Here is a 10,171-nt window from a genome sequence, read left to right on the forward strand (position 1 = left end):
GCAGGGGGACAGGGGGACAAGGGGATTACATCTCCCATCTCCCACTCCCCCCATCTCCCACTCCCCCCATCTTCCCATCCTCCTCTGTACTCGGAGAACCCGCCTAAAAAAAATCGGGCAACAAGTGATGGTGGGCGATCGCGTGGTTGTAGAAGAACCAGATTGGTCTGGTGGGAGAGGAGCAATTTCTGATGTTCTACCCCGTTCCAGCCAGTTGGATCGTCCGGCGATCGCTAATGTTGATCAAATTCTGCTGGTGTTTGCTGTTGCTGATCCGCCGCTAGAACCTTACCAATTAAGTCGGTTTCTACTGAAAGCTGAGTCTACTGATGTGGATGTGCTTTTATGTTTGAATAAATGTGATTTAGTTTCACCACAGGGACAACAAGAAATAAGCGATCGCCTGCTGGCATGGGGCTATCAACCATTATTTATTAGCGTCCAGAATGGCATAAATATTGACAAATTAGCTCATTATCTGGGCAACAAAATTACAGTAATTGCTGGGCCTTCCGGTGTGGGCAAATCTAGCCTCATTAATGCGCTGATTCCCACTGTTAACCTGCGCGTGGGGGAAGTTTCCGGTAAATTAGCCCGTGGTCGTCATACAACCCGCCATGTAGAATTATTTGAAATGCCAGATGGAGGCTTACTGGCAGATACTCCCGGTTTTAATCAGCCTGATTTGGATTGTCGCCCAGAAGAATTAATCTATTATTTCCCAGAAGCTAGAAAACCTTTAGCTGAGGCTAGCTGTCGTTTTAGTGATTGTCTACATCGAGATGAGCCTGATTGTGTAGTGCGAGGTGATTGGGAAAGGTATGCACATTATTTGGAATTTTTAGATGAGGCGATCGCGCGGCAAACTCATCTTAACCAACAAGCCGATCCCGAATCAACGCTGAAGATGAAAACCAAAGGCAAGGGTAAGCAACAGTACGAACCGAAGTTAGAGAGTAAAAAGTATCGTCGCGTATCTCGGAAAACACAGTTGCAAGAACTAGAACACTTGTATCAAGAAAGCGAAGAGCAATGATACTTAGGGCATAGAGTCGGGTTTGGCACGATAGCATAGATAGAAAAATAAACGTTAATACACCTAAGAGAAAACTACTCTCACGATCCCCATAAAGTCTTAAAATATTGTTAATTTCGCCAAACCCCTCGTCCTTAAACTTACAAGTACTACCCCAAAATCACTATGGCTATCGGCTACGTCGCCCTTGTACTTCATGCACATCTGCCCTTCGTTCGTCACCCAGAAAGTGACTACGTGCTGGAGGAAGAATGGCTCTATGAAGCCATTACCGAAACATACATTCCTTTATTGAAAGTATTCGAGGGCTTAAAGCGAGACGGTATCGACTTTAAAATCACCATGAGTATGACACCACCTCTAGTGTCCATGCTCCGTGATCCCCTATTGCAAGAACGCTATGACGCGCACTTAGCCAAACTAGAAGAACTTACAGAACTAGAAGCTGAACGTAATGTCCACAACGGGCATATTCGTTATTTGGCTGAACATTACGCCGCTGAGTTTAACGAAGCACGTGAGCTATGGGAACGCTACAAAGGTGATTTGGTAACAGCTTTTAAGCAGTTCCAAGATAGTAATAATTTAGAAATTATCACTTGTGGTGCGACTCATGGCTATATGCCATTAATGAAAATGTATCCACAAGCTGTGTGGGCGCAAATTCAGGTGGCTTGTGAACACTACGAGCAAACCTTTGGACAAGCACCCAGAGGTATTTGGTTGCCGGAATGCGCCTATTATGAAGGTCTTGAGCGAATGCTGGCAGATGCTGGTTTGCGCTATTTCCTCACCGATGGACATGGGATTTTATATGCTCGTCCTCGTCCACGTTTTGGCACTTATGCCCCGATTTTTACAGAAACCGGTGTGGCAGCTTTTGGTCGAGATCATGAATCTTCTCAGCAGGTATGGTCTTCGGAAGTCGGCTATCCTGGTGCGGCAGAATATCGGGAATTTTACAAAGATTTGGGCTGGGAAGCAGAATATGAGTACATTAAGCCCTATATCATGCCCAATGGTCAGCGGAAAAATACGGGCATTAAGTATCACAAAATAACAGGCCGTGGTTTAGGGCTTTCGGATAAGGCACTCTACGACCCTTATTGGGCCAGAGAAAAGGCAGCAGAACACGCTGATAACTTCATGTATAACCGTGAGCGCCAGGCCGAGCATTTACACGGTATTATGGGTCGTCCTCCAATTATTGTTTCGCCCTATGATGCCGAATTGTTTGGACATTGGTGGTATGAAGGCCCTTGGTTCATTGATTACCTGTTCCGCAAGTCATGGTATGACCAAGGAACTTATCAAATGACTCATTTGGCTGATTATTTGCGCGCAGAACCGACGCAACAAGTGTGCCGCCCTTCACAGTCAAGTTGGGGCTTTAAAGGTTTCCATGAGTATTGGTTAAATGATACAAATGCTTGGATTTATCCACATTTGCACAAAGCAGCCGAGCGGATGATTGAAATATCACGCATAGAAGCTGAAGATAAATTGCAGGAAAAAGCACTGAACCAAGCCGCGCGGGAACTCTTACTAGCGCAATCTTCTGACTGGGCGTTTATTATGCGGACAGGAACAATGGTACCCTATGCCGTAAGAAGGACGCGATCGCACTTGATGCGGTTCAATAAGCTCTACGAAGACGTGAAAATCGGCAAAGTCGATAGTGGTTGGTTGGAAAAAGTCGAATTAATGGATAATATCTTCCCCGAAATCAACTATCGGGTCTATCGTCCGTTGTAGTAGTTTGACAAATTTGGCTTAATTTAAAAAAGCAAAACCCCCAGCATCAAGACTGGGGGTTAAATTTATCCACATTTCGGCAGACAGACTGCTGTTAGCGGGAAAGATTACGGCTAGTGTAAGCGTCCATTGCATAAGCTGGAACACGAACGCCATAGTCTGTATCCATACCAGTAATCGACTTGGCTAACTGTTCAAAAGATTCAGAACGCCAGTTACGTTCATGGATGGGCTTACTCTGTTCTCCGAGGAAATAAGCCAAAGAACCTAAAACTGAAGCAGCCACCCAACCTACAGTCAATAATGCAATTAAAATAGTCATGACGAACCTCTTAATTTAAAATTTGTAACTTTATGTAAACAAATATAACGTTATTTATACAAAAGTGGCAATCTAGTTCTTTGGTGTGCTAGCCGATGAATCAGTAGGGTATTCCACACTACCGGATTGTTAAAAATTACGCAAATGAGTTCACCAACTCGTAGAAAAATGGGGTTTTAGTATTAAGTGGACAAATTTACACTTCAGACAACTGAAAGAAATAACAAAAATTTCTCACCTTGAATTACCATACTTGGAACACTTCAATTATTCATAGCTCTACGTTAAATTTGAAGTAAGTTGGGGATTTCCGTCTAGGAGATAATGCGATGGATATACTCATTGAGTCAACAAAAGAGTTTGAACAAGATTTAGAGAAATTTAGTAATACAGAAAAATTTAAGATTATTAAAAAACTGAATCGATATGTGGAACTTCTTTCTGAAAATAAAAAATTAATTTATCAAAATAGTACACAACTAAGAGAAATTAGGCTCAATGAAAACTATGATTCTTCCATATATTCTTTGAGAATTAATGAAAAAATTAGGATAATTCTGACTATTGATGATGATCCAATATTTGAAAGGACATTGATAACTTTATTTAGAGTTGTCAAGCCCGAAGATGCACCAAAAGCATACAATTCAGTTGCTGAGTCACTTTACCAAGATTTTACGGTGGAAAATCAAGAGGTTAAGGTTAATTTGCGCTAATGTCACAAATCAAACCTCTTCTAGACGAGTATGGTGTGATTAATGAGGCGATGAAAATTTTGCCAAATAACCTAAAATGTGATTTTCTGGAAGCTTTGGCTGAACTAGAAGATAATGAATGTCACAGAACCCGAAATTTCCCGAAGACAAGACTCCATAAAGTTACTGGTATTAAACAAGCAATATACAGAGCCGATATCGATAAAATATCTGGATGGCGTATCCATATTCAATATATTGAAGGAAAAATACATTTGAAAGACATCATAGAAGGTCAACAGCATGATGATGTCCTCAAAGTAATTAAATCAAAAAAGGATAGATATGACTAGAAATTCGTAATTATTTATAAATATTTGAAAAATTCTTCGGGAACTAATTTGAGTTCAGCCGATTTAAACCGAGCAATATCTAACCACAGTGCCTTATGTTTATGATGTTCTGATTCAGAAAATATTAAACTTTCTAATTGGTAAAATTTAGTATCAGCAAAATCACATTGGTAAAGTTGAATAATTTCGTGACCTTGCCTACCATTAAATGTAAATATATTTTCGATACAACCTAAATAGCGAATATTGATTAAATCTGCTTGGATTTCCTCTTGAAATTCTCTTTTTAAAGCAGCTTGGCTAGTTTCGCCCAAATCAACCCCACCACCCAAAGCACGATAGAATGTTTCCTGTTTTACGGGGTCATAACCTTCAGAAACAAAAATACGTTCACCATTCCGAATCAGCCCCAAGGCTAATACCCGAATTTCGTTTGCTTTGCTCATTGTTGTCACTAATTATCGTAATTAGAGGAATGATGGCTGTCGCTATCTTCGACAGGCCAATCTTCATTTTCGCCGCCAATGTACAAATCCTCAATAGTGACATATTCCTGATTTAGCTGGGTGAGGGCATTGATCAATATATCAAGAGCGATCGCATCACTGGTTCCCAAGTCAAACCAACAACGCGCCCACTGTCCTTCATACTCAAATTCACCCATATTGTGCATCAATGCCACCAAGCTTTTGTCATAACCTTGTTGGTCATAATTCATGTAGCTAATTTCCAGCCCGGTATCTTGTATCTGGAGATTTTCGGCATTAAATGCACCCAGTTTGCCCAAATAAAACCAAGAATTAAAAACTTCTTCTACATATTGTTTTTCTCGTCCAGAAGGAATTGTGCTGAATTTCAACCAAATCCACACATCAAAAGGATTAATCTCGCGGAACTGAATTTGCATTACGGTCAAATATCTTGATTAGTAATAAGCATATCAGGATGAGGAGGTGGGGGATGGGGAAGTATTTTAGTTCTTATCCCCTTATCCCCTTGTCCCCTTGTCCCCTTGTCCCCTTATCCCCTTATCCCCTCATCCCCTTGTCGCCACTCTCTATCTAAATTAATCACCCATAGCATTGAGGCTATTCATTGTATTGTTGCGTTCACGCTCAATTTGTCTGACTAAAGTGGCTGGGAGTTGGGTTCTTTTCGTTAAGGCTTTGTCAAAGTTGGCGATCGCTTCTTTAATCAGTGACTGGCTTTTATCTTTTTGTCCCTGTTTTCTGAGGATTTGGGCTTTAAGATAATACAACTCTGGGTTATCAGATGTTGTATTTAAAGCACGGTTAACATACTCTAAAGCTTGGGGGTAGCGTTTTAGGTCACGATAAGCAAGAGCAATGCCACGCTCTGCTAAATACTGCGGGGCGGCATTTGTCTTTAACCTGTCGATGGCATCATCGGGACTGGCAAAGGGTAAATTGACGGCTAGCATCAAATCCATATAGCCCTTGAGTAAATTCAGTTCTGGATCTTGAGGTGCGATCGCTTCTGCTCTATCTAAATGTTGATAGACTTGCCGTAGTCTAGTTAAGGCTTGGGGCGCACCTTGGAGGGTACCTTCACGGGTAAGAATTACTGCCCCTTCCAAAAAGTGTCCGACAGCGGTGTACACGTTGCCACGTAATTGATCAGTAGCAATCAACTTTTGTCCGGCTTCTAAAGTTTTTTTGCTGTAAGTGTCTAGTGTAGCTAAGTCTTTGTTGGCATATGCTAAAGATGCCTTCATAGCATAAGCTAGAGGTTCATTTGGCTCAGTGGATATTGCTTGTTGCAAGTGACGCTCGGCGGCGGGATAATCACCTTGTTGGAAAACTGCTTTAAAAGCTGCTTCTGTGTTGTCGCCAATGTTATGCGGTTCGGTAGTGCGAAATGGATCGCCAGCCAGAGAGGGATTCACCCACAAATTGAGGGCGATCGCTGCGGCAAAGGCTGTCTGAGAGAGCCGAGAGAGTCTGGCAAATGCTATTGGTTGAGGAGTAGAACACCGTTCAGTCATTGTAATTCTCAGCAAAACTGCTGTTGAAATAGTTCCAGATGATACTTAGAATGCAAAGGACGGTTAACTATAACTTGCGTCTGCTTTAGCCCAAATATTCTACACAGGTTGACTGCCGTTAATTTGCCAAGTTCCCATGATTTTTGTAGCCTTGGTTAAAGGTAAGTCTGTAACAATGGAAAGCAGAGTCAGGTTTAGTTTTTATTATTACCTCAAATCTCCCGTCCAGAAATTTATTTCCTCGCTAATAGCTTCTAGCCCACTTTAGTGGACTAAAATCCATGCCATCATAGTCTTTTCCCACTCCCTACTCTCTACTCCCTACTCTCTATTTTTTTTCACAAATGCTCTATCTTAAAAATCTAAATTATCATCCCACAGCTAGCCCCACAGCGATTCTTAAGTCAATTAACCTACAATTAGCACCCCAAAAACTTGGTTTGATTATCGGGCCGAGTGGTTCTGGCAAAAGTACTTTATTAGAAATTTTATCTGGACTAGCTGAACCAACTTCTGGCTCACTATTTTGGCGAGAACAAGAACTGATACCTGAACAGCTACAACAATTAGCTGGATTAGTATTTCAGTTTCCAGAACGTCACTTTTGCGGTGGGACAATTTTAGAAGAATTGCGTTTAGGGCATCCCGAATTAGACTCCCAGAGAGTTAGGCAGGCATTAAGTGAAGTAGGATTAGAGCATTTATCACTCTCCACAGCACCCCATGCTTTAAGTGGTGGTCAACAAAGACGTTTAGCTTTGGCGGTGCAATTAATTCGTCAACCAAATGTATTGTTATTAGACGAACCTACAGCCGGCTTGGACTGGTCAATGCGTCGGCAATTAGTTAATTTATTAGCGAAACTCAAACAACATTGGACACTATTAGTCGTGACTCATGATGCAGGGGATATGCTGGCGATCGCAGATTGTTGTTGGACACTCAACCACGGTGAATTACAATCAGTAGACCCCGAAATGCTAGCAGCGAAAGTTAAAGAACCACAAGCAGCAGTGTAAATAATGGGAAGTAGGGAGTAGGGAGTAAATAATAGGTGATAAGTTAATTCCCAATGACTAATGACTCACAACTCATGACTAACTCTACTCTTCTGCTTCCGGAAATGACGGAAATTTGGCAGCAAACGTTGAATTGGCAACCCACACAACAGCAGCAGCAACAATTTCAGCAGCTTTATGATTTAATCCTAGAAGGTAATCGTCAGTTAAATTTAACTCGCATTACTGACCCGCAAGAATTTTGGGAAAAACATCTTTGGGATTCGCTGCGAGGAATTGCACCACAACAAAAATTTATCTCGAAATTTTCAGAGAACGCATCTGTTATTGATATTGGTACAGGTGCAGGTTTTCCCGGTGTGCCGATAGCAATTACCCTGCCTAATGGCACAATTACTCTTGTAGATTCAACGCGCAAAAAAATTAATTTTTTAGAAAAATTATTAACTGAAATTAATTTAAAAAATGCCAACACTGTGATTACTAGAGCCGAAGAAATAGGTCATCAAAACCAGCATCGCCAAAACTATGATGTAGCTTTAATTCGTGCTGTGGGTAATGCTTCAGTCTGTGCTGAATATGTCCTACCATTGCTGAAACAGGGTGGTTTAGCTGTGATTTATCGTGGTAATTGGACAGATGAAGAAACAACAGCTTTACAATATGTCGTGAAAAAACTAGGTGGAGTGATTGAATTAATTGATAAATTTACTACTCCCCTCAGTGACAGCATTCGTCATTGTTTATATGTGCGTAAAATAGCAAATACGCCAGATGGTTTTCCCCGTGGTGTTGGTATACCCACTCAAAAACCGCTGTAAAAGACTAGTACTGCTACGCGGAGTATATAAAGGGTTAGACTAGCGATTTAAATATTTAAAGTGACCTAATCTTTGGACTAATTGACAACAGGAATTTTTAAAAGAAGTTCCTAGACGATAACATTTGCGGCTCATATCTAAAGCAGAGTATGGCACACGCAGTCGCAGTGGAGACAATATGGGAAGATAGAACCAGTAATAAGCCTTTTTCAAATCCTTCCACTTTGAACAGGCTTCTTGATGCAAAAAATCTGAGATGTCTACAACTAATCCTCGTCCTTGGTGCATCATGACATTACGACCGTGGACATCATGAGGATAGAGTCCGCGACTTTGGGCATAGTCGAGAGCTTTATCAATGTCCCGTATTACTTGTTTGGGAATAGGTAAACCCAAGTGCAGACAATCATAAAGCGTTGTTCCATAAAGCCGTTTCAAAACTAAAAAGCAATCTTTGGCATACAAACACTCGGAGAAAGCCGGATGAGAACCTAGACGACGGTAAACTTCTACTTCCTCTTCATAGCCTGGTCGTCCGGGGGCATAAATTTTGACTACAGAGTCTGGGTAGTCAGGGTGATAAACTACAGCAGCGTAATTTCCTGTGCCAAGTAGTCGCCAGGGTTGAGGAAGATAACTAACCTTGATGGGATTACGGGGATTGATACTTTCAATTTGTAAGGTAGGTAATAGTTGCTGATAAATACTTTCAAGCAGCTGCTTTGGGGGCAATTTGTCCATATTGAATAAGTATTTTCTAGGTAAAAATAAAAATAAACTGGGAGTATCCTAAATCTGTAATTTTAATTTATTTACTAAATTTTGGCTTACTCAAGGGGGTAAAATAACTTATCGCTAAAGCAAAAGCTCTGCCAATGCGTAGCGGATACCGCAAAGACGTAAAGCTAAGAAAGTATAATCAGGTTTTTACGTCAGTTGCTGATATTTTTGCCAAATTGGGATTCTCCCAATAAACCACTCGATTTATAGTCGTATTTTCATTAAAAGCAACATTATAATAATAGTGAATATCATGTATATTACGCTAATACGTTGGTCATGGAGGTAGATAATGACACAAGAATTAACAGACCTCAGACATAGTATTTTGCAAGGACGTTACGCAGATGCTTTGGCAATTGTTGATGAATTAGAGGGGATGAGTAAAAAGGCAATTCTGCGGCAGATTAAGTCTTTTCTGAAAATTTTATTGATACATTTAATTAAAAATCAAATAGAGCAGCGATTAACAAATTCTTGGGTAGCTTCTATTCGCAACTCAATTCGAGAAATTCAAGAAGTGAATCTCAAGGAAAATAAAACATCTTATTATGTCAATCAAGACGAATGGGTAAATTTAATAGAAGAGGAAGTAATTGAAGATGCTATAGCTGATGCTAGTTTGGAAGTGATGAATGGAAAGTACAGTCAATTTCAATTAGCTGATGTTATCAATAGATCTGAGATAATTGAGAATGCTTTAAAGTTTTTAACCCTTACATATGCCTATTCAGCGAAACAATTACCCGCAATTATGGCGAATACTTTAACTCAGTTACCCGGTGGTGAAGATTGGAAAGCAGGGAGATGGTAAATGGTAAACAATGACACAGGAACTCACTGACCTCAGAAATAGCATCTTACAAGGACGTTATGCAGATGCTTTGGCAATTGTTGATGAATTAGAGGGGATGAGCAAAAAGGCAATTTTGCAGCAGATTAAGTCTTTTCTGAAAATTTTATTGATACATTTAATTAAGAATCATATAGAACAGCGATTAACAAATTCTGGGATTGCATCTATTCGCAATGCAATTGTAGAAATTCAAGATGTGAATCTCAAAGAAAATAAAACATCTCATTATGTTAATCAAAATGAATGGGAAAACTTTATCAAAGATGCAGTTATTGAAGGTGCTATAGCTGATGCCAGTTTGGAAGTAATGAATGGTAAATATACGCGCTCTCAATTATCGGCAATTCTGGATAAGAATCAGGTAATAGCTACAGCAATGAGATTGTTATCTTTAACTTATACTTATTCTGCTAAAGAATTACCGATAATTATGGATGATTATCTGAGTCAGTTACCTGGAGGAGAAATTTAGCAATACCCCTCTTCTGTCACTTTCCGGGTATTCTAAATAAAAGAATCAAAAGAAAAA

Annotated in this window: 13 protein-coding genes; 8 read left to right on the forward strand and 5 right to left on the reverse strand. The window is 40.3% G+C overall.

Translation table 11 applies throughout. The features are described 5' to 3' along the window. Both rsgA and ACM0OS_RS26840 read left to right on the forward strand, forming a co-directional pair. Positions 1 to 1,036 (forward strand): small ribosomal subunit biogenesis GTPase RsgA (gene rsgA / locus ACM0OS_RS26835; RefSeq protein ID WP_414546226.1); only part of this gene is annotated, 1,036 nt, incomplete at its 5' end. A gap of 165 nt (positions 1,037 to 1,201) precedes the next feature. Beyond that, positions 1,202 to 2,791, forward strand: a complete 1,590-nt coding sequence (locus ACM0OS_RS26840) for a glycoside hydrolase family 57 protein (protein WP_414546227.1) — start codon at positions 1,202 to 1,204, stop codon at positions 2,789 to 2,791. A gap of 94 nt (positions 2,792 to 2,885) precedes the next feature. Here the strand turns inward: ACM0OS_RS26840 and ACM0OS_RS26845 are convergent, their stop codons facing one another. Then, entirely contained in the window at positions 2,886 to 3,113 is a 228-nt protein-coding gene (locus tag ACM0OS_RS26845) for a photosystem II protein, Psb35-related (protein ID WP_414546228.1), read from the reverse strand. Positions 3,114 to 3,442: 329 nt separating this feature from the next. Here ACM0OS_RS26845 and ACM0OS_RS26850 point away from each other — a divergent pair, with 329 nt between their 5' ends. Together ACM0OS_RS26850 and ACM0OS_RS26855 are read left to right on the forward strand one after the other, a co-directional pair. Then, positions 3,443 to 3,829, forward strand: a complete 387-nt coding sequence (locus ACM0OS_RS26850) for a hypothetical protein (RefSeq protein ID WP_414546229.1) — start codon at positions 3,443 to 3,445, stop codon at positions 3,827 to 3,829. Beyond that, complete coding sequence (locus ACM0OS_RS26855) at positions 3,829 to 4,161, forward strand: hypothetical protein (protein ID WP_414546230.1); 333 nt, start codon at positions 3,829 to 3,831, stop codon at positions 4,159 to 4,161. The genes ACM0OS_RS26850 and ACM0OS_RS26855 overlap by 1 nt, the downstream gene beginning before the upstream one ends. 14 nt (positions 4,162 to 4,175) lie before the next feature. Here ACM0OS_RS26855 and ACM0OS_RS26860 read toward each other — a convergent pair whose 3' ends face one another. The 3 genes from ACM0OS_RS26860 to ACM0OS_RS26870 form a co-directional block, all read right to left on the reverse strand. Continuing rightward, positions 4,176 to 4,607 carry an NUDIX hydrolase gene (locus tag ACM0OS_RS26860; protein ID WP_414546231.1) on the reverse strand — a complete coding sequence of 144 codons (432 nt, stop codon included), beginning with the start codon at positions 4,605 to 4,607 and terminating at the stop codon, positions 4,176 to 4,178. Between the two features lie 8 nt (positions 4,608 to 4,615). Continuing rightward, on the reverse strand, positions 4,616 to 5,068 hold the full coding sequence (locus tag ACM0OS_RS26865) for a DUF3531 family protein (RefSeq protein ID WP_414546232.1): 453 nt from the start codon (positions 5,066 to 5,068) through the stop codon (positions 4,616 to 4,618). A gap of 159 nt (positions 5,069 to 5,227) precedes the next feature. After that, on the reverse strand, positions 5,228 to 6,166 hold the full coding sequence (locus tag ACM0OS_RS26870) for a Sll0314/Alr1548 family TPR repeat-containing protein (protein WP_414546233.1): 939 nt from the start codon (positions 6,164 to 6,166) through the stop codon (positions 5,228 to 5,230). A 344-nt stretch (positions 6,167 to 6,510) separates the two neighbouring features. Between ACM0OS_RS26870 and ACM0OS_RS26875 the strand changes: the two genes are divergently transcribed. Both ACM0OS_RS26875 and rsmG read left to right on the forward strand, forming a co-directional pair. Next, a complete protein-coding gene (locus ACM0OS_RS26875) occupies positions 6,511 to 7,185 on the forward strand; it encodes an ABC transporter ATP-binding protein (RefSeq protein WP_414546234.1) in 675 nt (224 codons plus the stop codon). Between the two features lie 74 nt (positions 7,186 to 7,259). Next, positions 7,260 to 8,006 (forward strand): 16S rRNA (guanine(527)-N(7))-methyltransferase RsmG, encoded by a 747-nt coding sequence (gene rsmG / locus ACM0OS_RS26880; RefSeq protein ID WP_414546238.1) that lies wholly within the window; start codon positions 7,260 to 7,262, stop codon positions 8,004 to 8,006. A gap of 39 nt (positions 8,007 to 8,045) precedes the next feature. Here rsmG and ACM0OS_RS26885 read toward each other — a convergent pair whose 3' ends face one another. Then, entirely contained in the window at positions 8,046 to 8,747 is a 702-nt protein-coding gene (locus ACM0OS_RS26885) for a serine/threonine protein kinase (RefSeq protein ID WP_414546235.1), read from the reverse strand. Positions 8,748 to 9,078: 331 nt separating this feature from the next. Between ACM0OS_RS26885 and ACM0OS_RS26890 the strand changes: the two genes are divergently transcribed. Beyond that, positions 9,079 to 9,600, forward strand: coding sequence for a DUF29 family protein (locus tag ACM0OS_RS26890; protein ID WP_414546236.1), 522 nt, complete (start codon positions 9,079 to 9,081; stop codon positions 9,598 to 9,600). 10 nt (positions 9,601 to 9,610) lie between these two features. Beyond that, complete coding sequence (locus ACM0OS_RS26895) at positions 9,611 to 10,114, forward strand: DUF29 family protein (protein ID WP_414546237.1); 504 nt, start codon at positions 9,611 to 9,613, stop codon at positions 10,112 to 10,114. Positions 10,115 to 10,171: the final 57 nt, after the last annotated feature.

The sequence above is a fragment of the Nostoc sp. CCY0012 genome (genome assembly GCF_963920855.1).
GTDB lineage: Bacteria > Cyanobacteriota > Cyanobacteriia > Cyanobacteriales > Nostocaceae > Cyanocohniella.

What these genes read in the sequence shown, in the direction of transcription:
- ACM0OS_RS26845 (WP_414546228.1), bottom strand. Translation starts at nt 3,113, where the DNA reads ATGACTATTTTAATTGCATTATTGACTGTAGGTTGGGTGGCTGCTTCA.
- ACM0OS_RS26840 (WP_414546227.1), top strand. Translation starts at nt 1,202, where the DNA reads ATGGCTATCGGCTACGTCGCCCTTGTACTTCATGCACATCTGCCCTTC.
- ACM0OS_RS26860 (WP_414546231.1), bottom strand. Translation starts at nt 4,607, where the DNA reads ATGAGCAAAGCAAACGAAATTCGGGTATTAGCCTTGGGGCTGATTCGG.
- ACM0OS_RS26855 (WP_414546230.1), top strand. Translation starts at nt 3,829, where the DNA reads ATGTCACAAATCAAACCTCTTCTAGACGAGTATGGTGTGATTAATGAG.
- ACM0OS_RS26890 (WP_414546236.1), top strand. Translation starts at nt 9,079, where the DNA reads ATGACACAAGAATTAACAGACCTCAGACATAGTATTTTGCAAGGACGT.
- rsmG (WP_414546238.1), top strand. Translation starts at nt 7,260, where the DNA reads ATGACTAACTCTACTCTTCTGCTTCCGGAAATGACGGAAATTTGGCAG.
- ACM0OS_RS26885 (WP_414546235.1), bottom strand. Translation starts at nt 8,747, where the DNA reads ATGGACAAATTGCCCCCAAAGCAGCTGCTTGAAAGTATTTATCAGCAA.
- ACM0OS_RS26865 (WP_414546232.1), bottom strand. Translation starts at nt 5,068, where the DNA reads ATGCAAATTCAGTTCCGCGAGATTAATCCTTTTGATGTGTGGATTTGG.
- ACM0OS_RS26870 (WP_414546233.1), bottom strand. Translation starts at nt 6,166, where the DNA reads ATGACTGAACGGTGTTCTACTCCTCAACCAATAGCATTTGCCAGACTC.
- ACM0OS_RS26895 (WP_414546237.1), top strand. Translation starts at nt 9,611, where the DNA reads ATGACACAGGAACTCACTGACCTCAGAAATAGCATCTTACAAGGACGT.
- ACM0OS_RS26875 (WP_414546234.1), top strand. Translation starts at nt 6,511, where the DNA reads ATGCTCTATCTTAAAAATCTAAATTATCATCCCACAGCTAGCCCCACA.
- ACM0OS_RS26850 (WP_414546229.1), top strand. Translation starts at nt 3,443, where the DNA reads ATGGATATACTCATTGAGTCAACAAAAGAGTTTGAACAAGATTTAGAG.